Source organism: Fibrobacter sp. UWP2, assembly GCF_900141705.1.
Classification (GTDB): domain Bacteria; phylum Fibrobacterota; class Fibrobacteria; order Fibrobacterales; family Fibrobacteraceae; genus Fibrobacter.
On the sequence record NZ_FQYM01000001.1, the window covers coordinates 334,960 to 355,261 of the forward strand.

General features: G+C 55.3%; 17 protein-coding genes. 12 read left to right on the plus strand and 5 right to left on the minus strand.

The features are described 5' to 3' along the window. The first annotated feature begins 45 nt into the window (after positions 1-45). The 3 genes from BUB55_RS01490 (at position 46) to lnt (ending at position 3,291) form a co-directional block, all read left to right on the plus strand. Positions 46-609, plus strand: a complete 564-nt coding sequence (locus BUB55_RS01490; protein ID WP_073187561.1) for a hypothetical protein — start codon at positions 46-48, stop codon at positions 607-609. Between the two features lie 66 nt (positions 610-675). Further along, the gene (gene rsmI, locus BUB55_RS01495; RefSeq protein ID WP_073187563.1) at positions 676-1,371 is read left to right on the plus strand and encodes a 16S rRNA (cytidine(1402)-2'-O)-methyltransferase; all 696 of its coding nucleotides are present in this window, start codon (positions 676-678) and stop codon (positions 1,369-1,371) included. 9 nt (positions 1,372-1,380) lie between these two features. Further along, the gene (gene lnt / locus BUB55_RS01500) at positions 1,381-3,291 is read left to right on the plus strand and encodes an apolipoprotein N-acyltransferase (RefSeq protein WP_234971750.1); all 1,911 of its coding nucleotides are present in this window, start codon (positions 1,381-1,383) and stop codon (positions 3,289-3,291) included. Here the strand turns inward: lnt and BUB55_RS01505 are convergent. Beyond that, complete coding sequence (locus BUB55_RS01505; RefSeq protein WP_073187736.1) at positions 3,288-3,926, minus strand: alpha/beta fold hydrolase; 639 nt, start codon at positions 3,924-3,926, stop codon at positions 3,288-3,290. The two genes, lnt and BUB55_RS01505, sit on opposite strands and share 4 nt — an antisense overlap. Before the next feature lie 375 nt (positions 3,927-4,301). Between BUB55_RS01505 and BUB55_RS01510 the strand changes: the two genes are divergently transcribed. Genes BUB55_RS01510 through BUB55_RS01535 form a run of 6 tightly spaced genes read left to right on the plus strand, consistent with a single transcriptional unit; the run spans position 4,302 to position 8,640 of the window. After that, entirely contained in the window at positions 4,302-5,066 is a 765-nt protein-coding gene (locus tag BUB55_RS01510; RefSeq protein ID WP_234971751.1) for a hypothetical protein, read from the plus strand. Positions 5,067-5,079: 13 nt separating this feature from the next. After that, positions 5,080-6,300, plus strand: coding sequence for a hypothetical protein (locus BUB55_RS01515; protein WP_073187566.1), 1,221 nt, complete (start codon positions 5,080-5,082; stop codon positions 6,298-6,300). 27 nt (positions 6,301-6,327) lie between these two features. Continuing rightward, positions 6,328-7,107, plus strand: coding sequence for a TPM domain-containing protein (locus tag BUB55_RS01520; RefSeq protein ID WP_234971752.1), 780 nt, complete (start codon positions 6,328-6,330; stop codon positions 7,105-7,107). A gap of 30 nt (positions 7,108-7,137) precedes the next feature. Further along, positions 7,138-7,785: a hypothetical protein gene (locus BUB55_RS01525; RefSeq protein WP_073187569.1), complete on the plus strand. Its 648-nt coding sequence runs from the start codon at positions 7,138-7,140 to the stop codon at positions 7,783-7,785. After that, positions 7,782-8,390, plus strand: a complete 609-nt coding sequence (locus tag BUB55_RS01530) for a LemA family protein (protein WP_073187571.1) — start codon at positions 7,782-7,784, stop codon at positions 8,388-8,390. Before BUB55_RS01525 ends, BUB55_RS01530 begins: the two co-directional genes overlap by 4 nt. Positions 8,391-8,397: 7 nt before the next feature. Next, positions 8,398-8,640 carry a UreE family protein gene (locus BUB55_RS01535; protein ID WP_073187573.1) on the plus strand — a complete coding sequence of 81 codons (243 nt, stop codon included), beginning with the start codon at positions 8,398-8,400 and terminating at the stop codon, positions 8,638-8,640. Between the two features lie 12 nt (positions 8,641-8,652). Here BUB55_RS01535 and BUB55_RS01540 read toward each other — a convergent pair whose 3' ends face one another. After that, a complete protein-coding gene (locus tag BUB55_RS01540) occupies positions 8,653-9,753 on the minus strand; it encodes a DUF3300 domain-containing protein (protein ID WP_234971753.1) in 1,101 nt (366 codons plus the stop codon). Positions 9,754-9,961: 208 nt separating this feature from the next. Here BUB55_RS01540 and BUB55_RS01545 point away from each other — a divergent pair, with 208 nt between their 5' ends. Beyond that, positions 9,962-11,743, plus strand: a complete 1,782-nt coding sequence (locus BUB55_RS01545) for a CotH kinase family protein (RefSeq protein ID WP_073187576.1) — start codon at positions 9,962-9,964, stop codon at positions 11,741-11,743. Here BUB55_RS01545 and BUB55_RS01550 read toward each other — a convergent pair. From BUB55_RS01550 to BUB55_RS01560, 3 genes are all read right to left on the minus strand, one after another. Then, a complete protein-coding gene (locus BUB55_RS01550) occupies positions 11,718-15,323 on the minus strand; it encodes a fibro-slime domain-containing protein (protein WP_234971754.1) in 3,606 nt (1,201 codons plus the stop codon). The two genes, BUB55_RS01545 and BUB55_RS01550, sit on opposite strands and share 26 nt — an antisense overlap. A 215-nt stretch (positions 15,324-15,538) precedes the next feature. Beyond that, on the minus strand, positions 15,539-17,224 hold the full coding sequence (locus tag BUB55_RS01555) for a glutamine--tRNA ligase/YqeY domain fusion protein (protein ID WP_073187578.1): 1,686 nt from the start codon (positions 17,222-17,224) through the stop codon (positions 15,539-15,541). A gap of 26 nt (positions 17,225-17,250) precedes the next feature. Then, the gene (locus BUB55_RS01560; RefSeq protein ID WP_073187579.1) at positions 17,251-17,652 is read right to left on the minus strand and encodes a (deoxy)nucleoside triphosphate pyrophosphohydrolase; all 402 of its coding nucleotides are present in this window, start codon (positions 17,650-17,652) and stop codon (positions 17,251-17,253) included. A gap of 156 nt (positions 17,653-17,808) precedes the next feature. On the opposite strand from BUB55_RS01560, the gene aroE reads away from it, so the two are divergent. Continuing rightward, positions 17,809-18,678 carry a shikimate dehydrogenase gene (gene aroE / locus BUB55_RS01565; protein ID WP_073187581.1) on the plus strand — a complete coding sequence of 290 codons (870 nt, stop codon included), beginning with the start codon at positions 17,809-17,811 and terminating at the stop codon, positions 18,676-18,678. A 1-nt stretch (position 18,679) separates the two neighbouring features. After that, positions 18,680-20,302, plus strand: a complete 1,623-nt coding sequence (gene aroB, locus BUB55_RS01570) for a 3-dehydroquinate synthase (protein WP_073187583.1) — start codon at positions 18,680-18,682, stop codon at positions 20,300-20,302.

Genomic DNA, 20,302 nt, shown 5'->3' on the forward strand with positions numbered 1-20,302 from the left:
GCGTTTCCGTCATTGTTTTTTGTCCAAAGTATTTATCTTTATGGTATGTTTCGGCCCTCAATAAAAATACTACTGGTCGCCACAGTGGCAGCACTTGCGGCATGCTCAGTCAACCTGACCCAAAGCGACCTGGAAGGCGTCCCGCTCACAACGGAAAAGTACAGCTTTTTCGGGAGCATCCCGATGATCTTTGACGGGGACTCGGCGGAACTGAGCCAGGATCTGTTGCGCGCCTATACAGCGGCCGCCAGCGCCGAAGCGTTCCCCAGGGAACACTGCCGCGGGGTCGCGGCAGTCCAGGCGCAAGTGAAGCAGAACGCGCAGGCCAGCGCCTGGTCCCTCGGCGCGGTAGTCATCCCGTTCTGGCCCGCCATGCCCGTAAACGAGACCTGGACATACACACTCAACGCAAGAATCTTTTGCGACGGCACGCTTGTCAAGCACGTGGAATTCACCGAGGAAGAGTCCGTCAAGGCGTTTTGGTTCGGCAGACTCCGCAGCGACCTTTTGAACAACATCTCGAGCGAGATGCACCAAAAGCTCGTTCAGCGTCTCTCCTTTGAACTCGGCGAACGCAGGGCCGACCTCAACAGCGCAAGCGACTACTAACCCGCCCTACGCATTTGCCATTATTAATTGTTCATTGTTAATTTCTAATTGTTCTATATTTAACCCATGCCCCACACACTCTACATCGTAGCGACTCCCATCGGGAACATGGAGGACATCACCTACCGCGCCGTGCGCATCTTGAAAGAGGTCCCGCTCGTGCTGGCCGAGGACACCCGCCATTCCCGCATTTTGTTTGACGCCTACGGCATCACGACCCCCATGGAAGCCTACCACGACTTCAACAAAGAGAAGGTCACCCCCAAGTATGTGGAATTCTTGAAAAACGAAGGCGACATCGCCCTCGTGAGCGACGCGGGCACCCCCGGCGTCGCCGACCCCGCCTTCAACCTGGTACGCGAATGCGTCCGCGAAGGCATCCAAGTCCGCGCCATTCCGGGCGCATGCGCCATGATTACCGCGCTTGTATCGAGCGGAATGCCCACGGACCACTTCACCTTCCAGTACTTTTCGCCCAAAAAGAGCGCCCAACGTATCCACCTGCTCGAAAAACTCAAGGACGGTGCCGACGCCGAGACCACGCAAATCTTTTACGCCAGCCCGCACAACGTGGACAAGTTCGTCGAAGAAATCAAGCAGGTCTTTGGCGACATCAAAATCGCCCTGATGCGCGAACTCACCAAAAAATTCGAGGAGCACCTCGTCGGGACCCCCACCGATATTCTCGCCCACTTCAAGGCGCACCCGCCCAAGGGTGAGTTCGTGCTCATCTTCAACCCGCAAGACAAAAGCGGATTGTAGGAGTTTTCCTTGAAATCAATACCAAAAATCTATTGGATCTTTTTTGTCCTCTTGTTGGTGAGTGAAGTCGTTGGCTTTGCCATGCGGCCTAACCAGCCCGGGCTCTATGTGCTAAAGGTCCAGTTCGCCCCATTAGCCATCGCCCTCCCCTTCCTCATTGCCAAATCCATACGTTCACATTTCCGCCGGTGGCTCTATACCTACACCATTTTGCAGTTTGCGGTTCTTGCCATAGACTACCTTAGCGCCGGCCACGCCGGGCTCATCCAAATCGCGACGACTTTTATCCCGGCATTCCTTTTTTGGCTCATCCTATTTGGAATTTGGAACGTGGGCAAACTCCGCGACAGCGCCGCCATACGCGCCCTTTTGCTAAGCACCATCGCCTGGACGCTTTACGGCTTGGCGTTCCCGCCGCTCCCCCTTGGGCCGGCGGCTCTCGTTTTGCTGGTCCCCTGGTTCATTGTACTGAACCGCTACACCCGCGGGCAGGCTATTTTTGCAACCTTCTGGTCGGGAATGGTGTACAACACCATCAACTACTACTGGATTTACAACGTGATGAACGTGGAAACGGCGCCCTCCGGGCTCATCTGCCTTGGCGTAGTGCTCCTCATCGCTTTCTTTAGCGCCTACAGCGTGTTTGCCGCCTTCATCTATTCTCTTGCCCGCGACATTAAAATCAAGGGCATCCGCCCGCTCCTCGTTTTGTACCCACTGTTCTACGCCGGGCTCGAAATGACGCGCACCCGCGGCGATTTCGCCTTCCCCTGGAGCCACGTGGGCTACGTTTTTGGAAGCAACCTCGAGCTCATCCAAATGCTCAGCATCGTCGGCATCTTTGGCTACAGCACCTTGGTCATCGCTTCGAACATGATTGTCGCCAAGGCCCTCGAGCGGCCGGGCGTCAAGGCCAAGTGGCCCGTCCTCACGCCCGTTGCCATCCTCACGGTCCTGCTAGTCCACGGAAGCGTGGTGCTTTCGGCACCCGAAGCCCAACCGTTCTACGGGGCCGATAGCGACGAGAACCCCACCATCGCCATGGTCCAGCCCAGCATCAAGCAGGGCGAAAAATGGAGCCGCGCCCGTTACGACTCCATCACCACAAAAACCTTCGGCATGGTGAACGACAGCGTGAAGCCCGGAACCGACATCATCATTTTAGCCGAAACCGCCATTCCCGACCACATCCGTCGGCAGCGCAAAACCATCCAGACCCTCCACGATATGACAGAGCAGCATCAAGCCTCCATTTTGGTGGGTGCACTCGACTTCAAGCGGAACCCCAAGGGAAGCCCACGCAAGTTCGACATATACAACGCCTCGTTCCTCTTTACCCCGGGAGACTCGACCGACTACCAACGCTACATCAAAAAGCACCTGGTGCCCTTCAGTGAGCGCATCCCGTTCGACGACATCTTCCCCATTTTGAACTACGTGGACCTGGGCGAAGGCGACTTTGTCCCCGGCAAGGAGACTCCTGTTTACGGGCCCTTCAAATGGACTCCCTTCATTTGCTACGACGCCATCTTTGGCGACCTAGTCCGCGAAGCCATCAATGCCGGTTCGCGCCTCATGGTGAACATCACCAACGACGGCTGGTTCGGGCGCAGTACCGCCCCCTACCAGCACTTGAACCTGGTGCGCTACCGCGCCATCGAGAACGGCATGCCGTCGGCACGCCTTGCCAACAGCGGCATATCGAGCTTTATCGACCAATACGGTCACTACAGCATGAACACGGCAATCTTTACCGACCGCGTCATCCAGCGCAAAATGCAGCTCAAGACACGCGACACGCTATACCAGCATATAGGCGACCACGTGGAGACTGCGCTCCTATGGTTTTTCCTTGTTTATTTGATGGCGACGGCAGCCTTTGCATTTAAAAACCGCCGTAACATGAAACAGGCAGACTAAAGCAGCAGAAGCGGCGGCCAATGCCCCGCCTTCGGACGTTCCCTAAAGGTTGCCTTGGGGAGCAGTTCCTTGAGTTTAAGCGTCTGTACCGGCGGGACCGTTTGGTCCATGCGGCCATACACCACCTGGATGTTTTCGCTATCCGGAACCACGTCCGTTAGTTTGTGTGTAGCCAAGTAGCTTATTCCCTCGGCCAGCAATGCCGCATTCATTTTTGTTGCGGTCTTGCGCCAATCGTCTTGCCACTCGCCAAACTCTTCGGCAAGTTGTTCTTCAAAGGAATTGAGGGCGGGTTCGATGGTTGACTGCATTTGGCGGGCCATAAACGTTAGGTTCTGTTCCGTCCACACGCCATCCTCGTCACAAAAGTCGGCATAGGGAGCAAGCAAAATCCACTTTTGATTTTTTGGTCGCTTGGCGGCATTCATCAGGAGCAAAAAACCACCCATACCCCACCCCACAATCGTTGAAGCGGCAGAGAGACCCGGGAGCTTATACAAGTCGTCGAAGCTCTTGGCCATTTTCTCGTAAGGCACAAAAACATGGTCAGCAGACGGTTCAACATCAGTTAAATCGTCTTCCCACAGTCCCAAATCCGAGGCCCAGTCGGGCAGCCAAATCCACTTCTCACTCATATATCCATACTCCAATGCACTCTACATATAAGACCATCTCTTTTTGTATATCCAATTTGAAAATATATAGCCTTTAGAAAAAAGGACACCTTTTATAAAAAAAAATGAAAATTTCACATTTTAGATAACTTTGCGTGTTTTTTTGTCTTCCATATATTGACTTTCTTGTAAGTTTAAAATAACTTTACACATATGCGATTTATTTCCAATTGTTTACTTGTCATGTTGCTTGTTGCCGGGACGGCGTGTTCCAGTAGTCCAAAGTATAAACCGGACCCCTCAGTAACCCAAAATAAGGCACATAAGGCTTATTCCGATTTGGACCAAGAAACCGGGACTTCCCATGTCAACCAGAGGGACGTTCGTCGGGGAGACTTGGATCGCACTTCCCAAATTCCATCAGAAACGCCGACGACGACCCCCTCCATCATGGTCGTGCCCTCCCAGGGGGACGCCCCCATGTCCAAGGCGATGATGGAATCCATCAACGCCTACCTCACCAACAAGCATTACGAGGTCAAGTCCCTCGAGGGGCAGGCTCAGCTCGACGACGTCATCAAAATGCAAAACGACATCGCCAATACCGACGATGACCTCTCGTACCTAGCGAGCCTCGCCCTGGGTGCAGACATCTACGTAAAGTTTTCGGGCGCAATGCAAACCGACAATGTGACCGTAGAGGTGAGCGCCTACGAAACCTCCACCGGCAGACTCCTGGGGAGCCAGACCGCCGAAGTCAAGAACAACGGGCACGTGAACCAGACCAACCTGCGCGCAAATGCCCAGTCGGCCGCACGCAAGGCCATGCCGAACCTGGAACAAAAAATTCTCGCCTACTGGAAGGCGGACCTGGCCAAAGGCGCCCAGTACAAGGTCGTGATGAACCTGAAAGGCGAATACTCCGACACGCAAATCGAGGATCTCCAGGAATTTGTGGTGCGCGCCCTCAAGAACACCTTCAACAGCGTCACCATGAACGTGATGACCGACAAGACCATGGACATGGTCGTTTACGCCGACCCGCACCGCTACGGCGATTCCCAGGAAGTCTACAGCCAAATTCGAAACCTTTTGAAATCTGTCGCAGAGACTAAAAAGATCAACATCACCAAGAAGCTGATTTTGATGGACCTGCGCTAACCGGGAACAACTCATGAAATTCGCGACCCTGGCATTGATCTCCGTACTCACCGTCCCGGCCCTCGCCGGGAAGGTCATCACCTATACGGCAGTTTCTGCCGTTTCGCAAGAGGACGCGAACAATGCCGCCATGGCAGGTGTCGCCAAGCAAATCGTTTCGCAGGTGAGTTCCAACCAGACGGTCTCCAAAAAAGAAACGACCAAAAACGGGAGCAGTACCCTGGACGAGACTTTTTTCTCGAGCAATAACGTCAAGAGCAGCATCAAGCTCAAGGGCGTGACCGTCATCTCGGTAAAAGTCGACGGAAAAAAATACAAGGCCACCGCCACGCTCGACATGGACGAGTTCACCGCCGACATCCAGTTCCAGATTAAGCGTATCAAAACAGACGTCGAAAAACTGGAAGCGAGCGCCCGCGAGGCCCTCAAGAACAGGCTCTACGGCAAGGCCGCCAACGACTTGGCAGCTGCACAAGAAAAGCTCCCCGAACACGAGCGGCTGCTTTGGCAGTTGAGCAAGATCTACCCGCTCAACGACAGCCACCGGTTGCAACACAATTTGCCCGACGTGGAATCGATGCTTCTCGCCAAGCTCTCAACCGTCAAGTTGCAAGGACCCACCGAGACATTCGCCCTCACCAAATCGGAGATGCCCGAGTGGAACGTGCTTGTGACCGACGACCAAGGACCGATTCCAGGATTCCCGCTCATTGCGAAGCAGGGACGCCAGACGCTTGCCGAAAAACGTACCGCCGCCAACGGAAACGCCGCATTCCTGCTACGCAAGGTGAACTTTGAAACGGGACCGTTCAGCATTATTGTGACGCCGAACATGCCCCTTGGCATCTTGAAAGCTTCCGGACTGGACCAGGGCATCGAGGTTACATACAAGGTAAGCAGAATGCACTGCGATATTCGCCTTACCTGCAACAAAATCGCAAACCTCTGCCACGCCGCCGAACAGGCCTTGAGCAAACGTTCCGTATTTGTTGTGACCGACGCCAGCGCCCCTGAACTCAGCATTGATTTTTCAAGTACCGCAAAGAACACGCTTACCGCCGGCAACAATGCGATGAACTCCTTTGATGTTGGAATTTACATCAAGGGCGAAAGGGTCAACTTCAGTGCCGCCGCCAAGGGCGTTGGCAAAAACGAACTGGACGCCACCATCAAGGCCGTTCAAAAGATGGACTTCGCCGACCTGCAAAAGCAACTCGCTCCCTATTGCAAGTAGCCGATTTGCTACATTGTAACGGTGCACTTGGCAAGATTCACAAAAATTTTGATGCTGTTCGTGACCATGATGGTCGCGTTCGTTTTTGCCGCACCGTGGGGAATCGAGGGCAGGCTCCCTCCCCGTCCGCAGCACAGCTACCTCTATGACGAGGACCGTTTGCTAAACGCACAGCAGGCGCAGTACTTTAACCAGCTCGCCGAGGAACTCTACCGCAAAACGGGGGTTGGCCTCGCCGCCGCCCTCATGGACGACATCGGCATTAGCGACGCCCGTAAATACGCGACGGAAACGGCCCACAAGTGGGGCGTTGGCGGCAAAACCGACGAAGGCATTTTGATATTCGTGGCTCTCAAGCAGCGTCGCCGAAGCGTAGAGGTGGGCTACGGCGCCGAGGGCTACCTCCCCGACGTTCTGGTAGAGCGGTTGCAACAGCAGACGCTGATACCCGCGTTCCGCAAAGAAAAATACGGCGAGGGCGTTTTGCAACTGGCCTACAGCCTGGCGAAGGTCGTTGCTCAAGAGAAAGGCGTCACGCTGAACATCGGCGAGGCTAACATCCCGGGCGAAGAACCCATGACAATCCGCGGCTGGATTTTTATTGTCATTGTCATTGTGCTTTTGTTGAGTGCCCGCGGCAACGGCTTCTTCTATTTTTTGCTGGGCGCCCTGATGAGCGGGAACCACCATCACCGCGGCGGTTTTGGAGGCGGCGGTTTTGGAGGCTTCGGCGGAAGGGGCAGAGGCTTTGGAGGAGGTTTTGGCGGTGGACGCTTTGGCGGAGGAGGCAGTGGCGGAAGCTGGTGACCCCGGTTTTGCCAGGCCCAAGAGGTAACTATGATCAAACTTTTAAACATCCAGGAACTGCAAAAATCCAAATGGCCCGAACTGTTGCATAGCACATTCGGCGAAAATCTGGTATCGGCATTTTTGCACGGAAACTGTCTAATGGAAGGTTTCAGTGCTCTGGACTCGCCCTGGACCGTGAGTTTTATTCTCAAAGACAACTCCCCCGCGGTGCTCGCCAAGGCTCACGAACTCACCAAACAGGCCAAGCGAGAAAACATCCAGTTCGGTTACTTTTTCACCCCGACCGAGCTGCTAAAGTCCCTGGACACCTTCCCACTCGAGTACCTGCACATTGCCAACCGAAGTGCCGCGCTTTGCGGCATACAGCCTCTCGCCGGATTCGTCCCGGAGCGGGCAAAACTCCGCCTGCAATGCGAGCGCGAACTCCGGGGATTTCTGGTGCACCTGCGCGAAGGCTTTGTGAACACCAAGGCAGGCAAAGCGCTCGACAAAATGATGAACGAGGCGATAAAAGACATACTCCCTGTGCTTTACGGAGTGTATTTTTTGGAGACCGGGACCTACCCAGAATCCCACCAGCAGGTCTTTGAACGCTACCCGGAACTGAAAAACGAAAACTTGATTACAGCCATCGAAGGAATCGTGAACAAAGTCGATTCCATGGAGGAAAAATGAAGAAAATTGTGATTGCGACCCTGGTCTCTGTCATTGTGCTCGCCCTCGTGATTGTGGGCAAGTCCATTAGCGTGTACAACGGCATCATCGCCCTAGACGAAGGCGTGAAAGCGCAGTGGGCGCAAGTCGAGAACACCTACCAGCGCCGTTTTGACCTTGTACCGAACCTGGTCGCCACTGTGCAGGGCGAGGCCGACTTTGAAAAGAGCACGCTTGCCGCGGTGACCGACGCCCGCAGCAAAATGGGCGGCACCGTGAAAGTCGACGAGAACATGTTGGGCGACGAAGCCGCCATGAAGCGTTTCCAAGAAATGCAGGCAGGCCTCGGCGGGGCGCTGCAACGTCTGATGGCCGTAAGCGAGAACTACCCCGACCTCAAGAGCAACACGAGTTTCCAGGAACTGCGCGTGCAGTTGGAAGGCGCCGAGAACCGCATTGCCACCGAACGCATGCGTTACAACGAAATCGTAAAGAACTACAACACCACCATACGCCAGTTCCCGAACAGCCTTATCGCCGGTTTTGCCGGCGCAAGCCCCAAGGTTCCATTCTCAGCGGACGCTGGCGCGAGCGCCGCTCCCGCCGTCAAGTTCGACACCAAGTAGTTAGAACATGAAGTGCGAAAGAATCATAGGCACCACCCATCACGGCACCTACAAAAAGGTCATTGACGTGCTGTTCACCCGCGACGAACTCACGGTGAGGAACTGCCGCAAAATAGCCCGTGACGGGATCGAGTTGGAAATTGACCTGTACGAAGACCTGCAAGAGGGCGACATCATTGCCGAAACCGACAAGTACGTGTACGCCGTCAAGATTTACGTACCAAAGAAAAAGCCGGGCGACCCCGGCTAATCCACATTCATTTTAGCGACGCCCGACCTTGCCAAAATTACCCGAGGTGTGGCTGTTGCCCGACGATCGGCCGCTGTTTGAAGAACGGCTGTTGTTGGACGACCCGCGGTTATTTTCTTCGTAGGTGCTGCGTGCCGAAGGAGCCGGCGCCGGGTAAGTTTGTCCGTAAGAGGGCTCCGTGCGCGGCGAAGAAGAATGCCCCATTTGCACAGGGAAACTGCCGACTTCGCGAACTTCGGGGTTCATTGGCCTTGGAGCCGGTCTCGGCGTTACATTTACAACATTTGGAACCGGGGCATTAGTCCTGGGAGCCGGAGCCGTGGTATGATGACGCGGAGGAGGCGGGACCATGCCGGGACCGTGACGCGGAGGAGGAGGTCCAATGCGCCTTGGAGGCGGCACGTAACGGCGCGGATGACGCGGGATGTACCTGTGGGGGTACCAGCGGGTATTGCGCACATAAATCACGCGCGGGCCCCAGTCAAACCAGCAACTGCCCCATCCCCATTCTCCATACCAGGTTCCAAGCCACACGCCCGAACCGTACGAGATTCTCGTGTAGCCATCGGCATAAACGTAGTAGACCACTCGCGGGTTGTATACGGGCACGTAGACCACCTCGGTTTTAACGGGAACGATGGCGATATTGCTCTCGCTGGCGCTCACCTGCACCTTGTCGTCAGTTTTGAGGTGCCCATGGTCATAGGCAGACTGGCGCATGCGTTGCACGGCCTCCATCACGTCTTCTTTTTGGCTCGTCACGGCATCACCCAGCTGATCGCACCAGGGCTTGTACTTGGCCATCATCGCCAGGACCGTCGGGAAGGGGATCAGCGCCTGCACGCTCGGGTCGTAATTCAGGTTTGCGTCCTCCATGGCGGCCGCAAGGGATTCTCCGGTGAGGTGCTTGTGACCTTGAGCCCAAAGGTTCGCGGCGGGAATCTGCTCCCCGTAAGTAGAAGCAGTCAAAACATGCACCAAAAGGGGGTCCGGGTACAGAGCTATACTCGAAACCAGGGTATCCAGTTCCGAGGGAGTGTAATTGCTCTGGGCATTCCCCATGACAGAGAGGCTCAACAGCAGAGCCACAATAAAAACGGGAATTTTTTTCACATGGCCTCCTTGAACAACTCTAAAATTACAATCTATTAGATGAAAAGAAAAATCAAATGGTTGCAATTTCGTACAAAATCGAGAAAAAAAAGCCATTTTTGCCCTTTTATATAGTTGTAATTACTTACAACGCGTAAACTACAATTAACAGACTTTGGCATATATATGCAAATATTTTTATACCAGGTGTTAAATCCAGGGAGACATTATGCTCAAGAAAATAACTTTGCTGTGCTGCTTTTTGGCAGGTACGCTCCTAGCACAAACCGTCGATTTGCCCATCGTGTTCATCGACACCAAGGGTAAATGCCTAGACAACACAGTGAACGACAAGATGCCCGCCACGATGAGCGTGCTGGACGCGGCAACGAACAACGTAGCCGACAGCGCCAAGGGTACGCACTACGACATCGGCATCAAAGTGCGCGGTCAATCTTCGGCCAAGTTCCCCAAGCCCGGCTACAGCGTGGAAGTCCGCGACGACAAGGGCGAAGGCCTTGACGTGAGCATGCTCGGGCTCCCCCCTGCCGACGACTGGGTATTCCATGGCCCGTACGTTGACAAGAGCATGATGCGCAACGCGCTCGCCCACTGGCTGTTTAGGCAGGCTGGCCACTATAGCCCCCGCACCAAGCATTTCGACCTCTACATCAACGGCGTGTACCGCGGCGTGTACGTGCTTATCGAAAAAATCAAACGCGGCAAATACCGCGTAGACGTGAGCAAGCTTAAAGAAACCGACATCAGCGGCGACGACGTGACCGGCGGCTACATCTGGGCATTCGACAAGACCGGCACCAATACCGGCGGCATGGGCAACGAAGACATCAACAAGGAAGGCTTCAAGACCGCCGACGGCCTGAACGTCATCATGCACTATCCCAAGAAGGAAAACCTGCAAACAGAGCAGCAGGCCTACCTGAAAAAGTACCTGGAAGATCTCGAGAACCTGTTCAAGAACGGCAAGAACGGCAGCGGGTACGAAAACTATGTGGACATGACTTCGGCGCTCGACTACGTGCTGCACGAAGAAGTGACCAACAACTCCGACTCCTACTGGTGCAGCTTCTTCTTGCACAAGCCCAAGGAAAGCAAGGGCGGCAAGGTGACGCTTGGCCCGGCTTGGGACTTTAACCTCGCCATGAGCAACGGAAGCCAGCCTGAAAACGGCGGCAACAACAACGGCGGCAACAACGGCTTCAACTGGAACATGTGGGGCGGTGGCGGCGGAGGCGGCGGAATGGGAAGTTCCGGCACCACCGGCTGGCAAATCGAGAGCACCATGAAAACCGGCATGAGCGGGCTCAAGATCCCTAACTGGCTGCTTGGCATGTGGAAAGACAGCCATTACCAGAGCGAACTGAAAAAACGCTGGGCGGAACTCCGCAGCGGCGTATGGCACACCAAGACGATGGACATGTATCTCGACTCCATGAAGACATACCTGACCAAGGCTGCCGACAGGAACTTCAAGCGCTGGCCGAACCTGGGTAAATCGAGCGGTCAGGGAGATGCCGACCCGGAACCGATGAAATACTGCAACCAAGGCGGTGGTCAGCAAGGCTGGGGCATGAACATGCCTATGGGCGGCTACAATGCCGACACTTGGGACGGCGAGTTCGAACACCTCCGCAAGAAGATGAAGGAACGCATGGCATGGATGGACCAGCAGCTCGGATTTACCGAACCCGCGCAGCCCATCGTGACCGAGCCCGTAATCCACGTGCCCAACTGGCAGATGGACACAGTCACGCAAGATTTGCACGTCGACGACATAAGCAGGCTCTCCCCGACCAACTACTTTGCCATGAATGGAGAGTTCCTAGAAATTCAAACGGACCTCGGCGGCAAATTCGCCCTCATCGACCTGAACGGCAAGGTACTGTACACGACCCGAATCGGGACTGGCCTCACGACCTTGAAGATTCCGGCCAAGGCCATGAACAAACACTGGATAGCCACCCTCAACGGGAAGATGCTAAGCCGCTAAAGTTTTTACCGCGGCGCACGCCCCAGAAACTGTCGTGAACTTGGTGAAGTGTATTTTTACCGTTCACGACAATTTTTATTTCTAGGCGCGAGATGTAGACGCCAGTCCCGACCAAGCGGCCGCTATTGGAACGCATGTTCCATGCAAGGAAGATATTTCCCTTGTTCTTGAGGCAGCCCTCTTCGCCGTACACGCCCTTGTCGGAGCACCTTATCGTATTGGACGTTCCGCCCACGTACTCGCCGAACTGACTGTAATAGAACGTGCGGTAGTGCAGTTCCACGGCATCGTCAGATACAATCGTCCTTTCGCCGCTACGGTACTCTTCGAGATTGAATTCGGTTACCTCGCCCGCCTTTACGGCATCGATAAGTTCACGCGCAACGCCTGCTTCTGCAAGTTCCGCATCCAGCCTGCCGCTACGGATGGCATCGAAGAGGTCGGCCTGCGTCACGGTCTGGACGTTCCCTATGGTGATTACCGTATCGCGGCTCGCCTCGATATTCGCCTCCGCCATTTTCGCGAAGAGCTCCAGGTCGCCCTCGCCGACAAAGGACCTGTAGTTGTCCTCGGTAATGGAACCGTCCAAAATCCCGTTGATGGCCTGCTCGCTAAAACCGTACGAGGTATCCACCAGGTTCACGCGAATGTCGTTGAACAACTGCGTCAAGGCTTCCTGCTCGCTGATGCCGACAATCGTCGTGTCGTAATCAGTTTCGCTCCCGACGCGAGAGTTCACGAAGGCATCGAACTTCTCGACGGCATCCTTCGTCTGCTCTACCATAATCTTCGCGATATCAAAATCGACAAGCGAGCCCTGCACGCCGAGCGAATCCGCTATCTGCTGGGCGCTCTGGCTTATATCTGTCACAAGCTTCACCTGCGTAACCGTATCGTTCCCGATAACGCCATAGGGGTCTTCTCCCAGCGAGACTACGCCCGGGTTCTCTACACCGAGTTCCTGGTCGCCCGTAATGGCAACCCACGGATTGTCCCTGTGCGGTACGTTCCCGGCAAGGTCCTGCGCACCGCCCTTGGGTGCAAACCTGATCAGGTCACCATCCGTCGGCAGTACAGCCCCGTTCCCGCCCGAGGTATAGATGAGCGTCATGTGCGCTCCCGTTCCGCCCTGCTGCAGAGGCCTTTCGGGCTTCTCGTTTATTCCCGAGCGCATGCAGGTGTATTCAAAGATTTCAGTAAACAGGTGCCGGGACTCTTCAGAAATCGCCTCGCTGAAGGTAATGTCTATAAGCCTGCTCCCGTCCTTGCTTAACTTTTTCGAGGCAGAAAGCACGATGGGTCCGACACCGTCGGCAACCTGCTCGTTCTCGATAAAGAAGTTGCTGACCTCGCCCTCATTTTCGTAGGTAAACCAGTTGTTCAGGCTTCCAGAATAGATTCCCGACGCATCTCCGGTAAACTGCCTACTACCAAAACCGCAAACCTTCCCGGTACATTCCGCGCCAAGGTCTTCGGCAGTAAGCACGATATCGGTCTCGTTCACAATCTTGAAGTTCGATGTCGCCACGAACGTTTCTCCGAAAGTCAGCTGGATAGAATCCAGACGGCTCTTGCCATTGACTGCGCGCTCAAAGTGAACGTACAGGCTGTCGGCACGCCCGTCCCCGTTCCGGTCCATCGCGACCGCCCGCTCTACGCGCGGTGCGGGAGGTTCGGCAAACTTCAGGTCGGTCCATACCGAAACCCCCGCCGCGGCGCCCTTCGCCGTGAGCACGGCTCCGGACACGGGAGCATTCGCATGCACGTAGAATGTCGCACGCCCATCCTCGTCCAGGTTCACCGCGCTGATTTTCTTTCCGCCCGGCGCATCCAGGATATCTATCGCCGCATTCGAGAACGATAGGTTTATCTTGCGGTTGTAATTGTTGACGACGGCCCATTCCTCGAAGAACGTGATATTCACCTGGTAAGTCGCATACGCCCAGGGGCCAATCTGCGCCGTATCGCCAGAGACCTGCGTACCGAGAACAGTCCAGTCTTCCTTCGCGAACGCGACGCTCGGCACGGAATAGGACGGCACAGTAATTTCCACCTTCGTCACCTGGCTCGGGTCAGCCTTCAGGGAAACCTCCAGGAAGTAGTGCCCGGGAGCAAGCGCGTAGTTCGAAACAATCGCTGCAGAATCTATCGAGAACGTGGAATCGCTCGTAATCTTGATTCCCTCGTAATGGGTACCGACCCCGAGTATCTCGGGCCCCGCGAGGTTACCGCCGGTAAGCTTGAAGGTCGACGCGCCACCGGTCGTATCACGCTCGGCAGAATTCGCGTCGAAATTGCAGGAAAGCTTGCTCTTCTTGTTGATCTGCCATACCTCGTAACTCATTCCGGAGCCGCGCCTGTCCGAAGTCAGGAACAGCGACGCCTCGACCTGCAGGTCAATAGAAGTGCGCATGCGGAAATTAGACGAACCGGTATGGCGCTCCACGTAAAAGATATGGAAGTCGTACGTCTTGCCCGGAACAAGCATGTCACCGGTATTCTGCCCGATGGTATCGAGATCTACAGCACCCGCCACCTGGCCATGCTGCCCGCCGATATCCACCGCAAGGCGATTGTCGATAAAAACCCACACGTCGTCGTCGCCGTAAAAGTCGAAGTACTGGCCCGGGACATACTCGAACGTCGCCTGGATCTTTGCGGCATACCCGAAGTTGTGCTTCCCTATCTTCGTTCCCTTCAGCTGGTCGTAGTAAGGGTTCGGAACCGTCTCCGCATCGTCGAGAAACTCGAAATCGTCCAGCAGGAACATTCCGTCCGAATTGGCCTCGTTGCCTTTCGATATCTGGTCCTTCGAAACTTCCGCAAGCCAGAAACCCTCGTCGTCCATAGATACATACAGGTCGCGGCAGGTCATGTTCGTGTATTCGTTGCCCGCACTGTCCTTGGCGACAACCTCGGGTAGGAACCAGCTGTCGAGATGCTCCGTAATCTTGCACTTTTCCGGGAAGGGGTCCGCTCGCACGGGGACCCCGTTCGCACCGAGCCTGTATTCGACCATACCCGTAACAGCCTTGTCCTTGCCGGAGCACCCGCCCGAACCGAAGTCCGCGCTGACGCCGTTTGCGGGGTCACCGTTTTTTCCGCTTCCGTCGCCATCGCCATCGGTACCGTGCAGCCAGTCGTAGACGGTCACGGGAATCTTCTTGAGCGGGCAGTCGCCAAGCACGCCGGGGTAACCGGAAAACAGCGCGGGAACATCGGCCTTGTACCCCTGCACCCAAACCGTATCGGAGAGGGCGGCAACGGAATCCAGCAATATCTCGCTTGATTCCGTAGGTTCCTCGGCGACCATGCCCTCGGCACCCACGTAGTTGAGGCCAACAGTCTGCTTGAAGTAGACCCCGAAGCCCTCGGCGGGCGCATCCACCGTCGCCTTGAACCAGCCGCAGTAATTTTCGAGAGGCGTCATCGTGGCTACGGAATCGCCCCCTACGAACAGCACCGCGTTTGTGTTCGACCACGGTGTAAAGAAAACGACCGTCTTTTCGGCATGAGCCGTTCCGAGCGCCAAGACGGCAGCCACGGCCAGCATCCTGGCCCTTTCAACCCAATTCACCATAACATCCATCCCTGAGATCATCTACAATGTTCTCAAATTTTAGAAACAAATATAATATCATTCCAGCAAAATCTATTATTTTAAATAAAATTTTACCATTTTTCAACAGTAAATGTTCTCATTTTCCCCTTGAGCAGAACCAAACAAAAAAGGCGGCGCAAGGCCACCTTTAATTTGTTTTTAACACGCAGTATCGCGATGCGTTATAATTCGAATTACTTCGCGACGGTCTTTGCGAAGGAATCCTTCAGATCGACAGTCCTATTAAAGACAAGATGGCCCGGCTTGGAATCTTCGCTATCGAGGCAGAAGTAGCCCTGGCGCATGAACTGGAAGCGGTCTTCGAGCCTTGCGTTTGCGAGGCTCGGTTCCACCTTGGCCTGCTTGATGACCATGGATTCCGGGTTCAGGTAGTCGTGCCAGTCTTCGCCCTCGGGAACCGCGGCCGGATCCTCGAGCGTGAAGAGGTTGTTGATTAGGCGCACTTCGGCATCCACGGCGTGTGCCGCAGAAACCCAGTGGATGGTTCCCTTGACCTTGCGGCCGTCGGGAGTCTCGCCGCCCTGGCTCTGCGGGTCGTATTCGCAGTGAATCACCGTCACCTTGCCGTTTGCATCCTTCTCGACGCTCTTGCAGGTCACGAAGTAGGCGCCCTTCAGGCGGACTTCGCCATCCGGCTTGAGGCGGAAGTACTTCTTGGGCGGTTCTTCCATGAAGTCGTCGGCCTCGATGTAGAGTTCCTTACCGAAGGGGACTTCACGAGTACCGGCGGCGGGGTCGTTCGGGTTGTTTTCAACCTTGATCATCTCGACCTTGCCGTCTTCCCAATTGTCAATCACGAGCTTCACCGGGTCGATCACGGCCATCACGCGGTTCGCCGTCTTGTTCAGCTCTTCGCGGATGCAGAAGTACAGGAGGTTCACGTCGACCATGGAATCGGCCTTCGAAACGCCGATGCGGTCGCAGAACTCGCGGATGGAACTCGGCGTGAAGCCACGGCGGCGGTAACCGCAGACCGTCGGCATGCGCGGGTCGTTCCAGCCCATCACGGCCTTGGTCTCCACCAGTTCCAAGAGCTTTCTCTTGCTCATCATGGTGTAGGTCAGGTTCAAGCGGGCAAATTCAATCTGCTGCGGGCGGTTGTCGAGACCGAGTTCGATCAAGAACCAGTCGTACAGCGGGCGATGCGCCTCGAATTCCAGCGTACAGATAGAGTGCGTGATGCCCTCGATCCAGTCGCTGAGCGGGTGCGCAAAATCGTACATCGGGTAGATGCACCACTTGTCGCCGGTGCGGTGGTGGGTGCAGTGCTTAATACGGTAGATGACCGGGTCGCGCATGTTCATGTTCGGGCTCGAGAGGTCCACCTTCGCGCGGAGGCACTTCTCGCCGTCGGCGTACTTGCCGTCGCGCATCTCGCGGAAGAGCTTCATGTTCTCTTCGACGCTGCGGTCGCGATAGGGGCTCGGGCGGCTCGGCTTGCCGGCGTCGTTGCCGCGGTATTCCTGCATCTCGTCGCGGGTCAGGTCTTCCACGTAGGCCTTGCCCATCTCGATGAGCTTTTCGGCAAAGGCATAAATCTGGTCGTAGTAGTCGCTCGCGAAGTATTCGCCGCCCTTCCATTCAAAACCGAGCCACTTCACGTCTTCGCGGATGGAGTCCACGTATTCCACGTCTTCCTTGGAGGGGTTCGTGTCGTCAAAGCGCAGGTTCGTGATGCCGCCAAAATCCTTATACTTGATGGCAGTACCGAAGTTCAGGCAAATGGACTTCGCATGTCCGATGTGGATGTAGCCGTTGGGTTCGGGCGGGAAACGGGTATGCACCTTGGTGCGCTTGCCCGTCTTGAGGTCGTTGACGATGATGTCCTGCACAAAATTCGAAGATTCGGGGATTTCCATTGTGGTATCCTTTTAAAATTATGGGGCTAAATATAGCATTTTTTAAGATTTTCCACCACTTTGATGTCGGCAGGGCACCACTTGAGCGAGTCCAGGTCCCCGAGCGGAACCCAGCGGGCCGCCTCGTGCTCCAAAAGCGTGAGTTCCCCACCCACCATGGAGCAGTAAAGGCAGTGCATAGTCAGGTGGAAATTCGGGTAGTCGTGCTCCACGGTGCAAATAAAGTCGCCCACCTCCACCTGGACCGCGAGTTCTTCCCTAAGTTCACGGGCAAGCGCCTGTTCGCGGGTCTCCCCCGCCTCCATCTTGCCGCCCGGGAATTCCCAAAACCCCTTGTAGTTCCCATACCCGCGGGCGGTAGCAAAAAATTCCACTGCCCCATTTTGGGTACGGGTCAAGACTCCAGCAACAACTTCAATAGACTTCATAGAGATTACCTGAAATATAAAACCTCTCGTGTTTCAATAACGCCTTATTCGGGTAAAATTTCGGTAGCAGTGGAATTTTCGACCAAAGACAATATATATCTTTGTAGAAGATTATTTAGAGTTCAGCTCCAGGTGAGCGGACATATTGAGGAATTTATGGACGGAAAAACCGAGTCCTTGTGTATTTTTGGGCACCCGGTGGCACATAGCAAGTCGCCGCTGATGCACAATGCGTTATTCGATGCCCTCGGCATCAATGCCGCCTACCTCCCCTACGCTCCAGAAGCAGATCAGTTCGCCGACGCCATCCGCGGGTTCAGGGCGATGAAGTTCCACGGGGCAAATGTCACCATCCCCTACAAGACCGAGTTCATGGAAGCCGACGGCTCCCCCCGGCTGGTCGACGAACTAAGCGACATTAGCAAGTTCACAGGGAGCGTGAACACGCTCTACTGGAAAGACGGCATTGTCGGCGGTACGCTTTGCGGGACCACAACCGACCCGTACGGTTGCATCAGGAATCTCGAAGAACACGGCGTGGTGGCCTCGAACACGAAAGTCGCTCTGCTCGGGAACGGCGGTGCCGCCAAGGCAATCGCCTACACACTGGTGGAACAAAAGAACGAGCTCACCATCGTGTGCCGCAACAAAGAAAAGGGAACCGCCCTGGCGAACGCCCTCAAGGGGAACGTCGACGCGGTCACCTTCGGTGAATTCGCGGCGGTATCGGCACAATTCAAAATCATCATCAATGCCACATCGGTAGGCATGACGCCAAACGAAGGAGAAAGCCCGCTCGGCGAGGACTGCCTGCACGCAGGGCAAGTCGTATGCGACATCGTGTACACGCCGCCCCGCACCAAGCTTTTGCAAATGGCCGCGGCCAAGGGATGCAAGACGGTCACGGGCGAAGGCATGCTAGTCCACCAGGGCCTAGAGAGCTTTAAAAAATGGTTCCCCGTCGAAACGGCTGAGAAAACAAACGACGAATTGACGGCGATTATGCGCAAAGGAATGCAGGGTTAACATGAAAAAGCACATCTTTTTTACAGGTTTCATGGCGAGCGGCAAGTCCCGCACAGGCAGGGCCATGGCCGATCGCCTGCAACGGCCCTTTATCGACACAGACTCTGTAATCGTGGAACGCGCCGGCAAGAGCATCAGTGAAATTTTTGAACAGGACGGCGAGGCCAAATTCCGCGAGATGGAACGCGAAGTCATTGCCGAAATCGCGAGGAACGAATCCCCGCAAGTGGTTTCGCTGGGCGGCGGCGCACTGAACCAACCCGAGAACATCAAGGCAATCCGTAGCTCGGGTGTGTTGGTGCGTCTGTGGGCCAAGCCCGAAATTTTGAGTGAGCGCATTGGACGCAAGAATACGCGTCCGCTTCTTGCGAACCTGAACGACGAGGAACGCCTTGCCAAAATCAAGGTGATGCTCAAGGAGCGCGAAAAGAACTATGCCCAGGCGGACTTTAGCGTGGAAAGCACCAACGAAGCAAACGAAGCCCACGTGATCGAACGCATTTTGCACATGCTCAAGTTCTGGGAATCTCACGCCCTCGACGTGTGCCCCAGCAGCGGGGGGCGCTACCCGATCTTTATCGGCAAAAACATCACGCCCACCGCGGCATGCCTGCTGGAAGGGCTCCGCCTTACCCCCAACTACGAATTTTTGGTTTGCACCGACACCACCATCGCCAAGGCGCAAAACGAGATGCTCCAGGAGCTTCGCGGCCAGGCGGGACGCTGCCCGGTATTCAAATTCCAAGCCGGGGAACGCAACAAAACACTCCACAACCTGAACCAGCTTTACAGCTTTATGCTGCACCGCAACTACACCCGCAAGAGCTGCCTTTTGCAGTTCAGCGGCGGCGTCGTGGGCGACATGGCCGGATTCGGTGCCGCCACGTACCAGCGCGGCATCCCATTCATCCAGTTCCCCACAACCCTCTTGAGCATGGTCGACAGTTCGGTGGGCGGCAAGGTTGCCGTGAACCATCCCGAGGGCAAGAACATGATCGGCGCTTTTTACCAGCCAAGCGCCGTGGTTTGCGACATCTCTGTTTTGAGCACGCTCCCCGAAAACGAATACCTGGCAGGGCTCGCCGAAATCGTGAAGTACGGGGTGATTTACGACGAGGAATTCTTCAAGTACATGGAACAGAACGTGGAAGCCATCAAACGTCATGACTATGACACGCTCCGCCACTTGATTTTCCGCAGTTGCCAAATCAAGGCCGAGGTCGTGGGCATCGACGAAAAGGAAGCCGGTCTCCGCGCCATCTTGAATTACGGGCACACTTTCGGTCACGCCATCGAAAAAATCACCAACTACGAGAAATTCAGCCACGGCATAGCCGTTTCGCTCGGCATGCGCGTCGCCGCCCGTACCGCCGTTTTGCTCGGCAAAATTGACGAAGTTACCGAAAAACGTCAAAACGCACTTTTGGACGCCCTAGGATTCCCCAAGAGCTTTGGCGTCAATGCCGAAGCCGCATGGAACGCCATGGCCGTCGACAAGAAGGCAGAAAAAGGGACCCGCGTTTACATTTTGCCTACCAAAATTGGAGAAGTGGAGAAAGTTACAAACATCGACAAGGAACTCATCAATAAGTCCTGGTTAGCCATCCAGGCAAAAGAGGCGTAA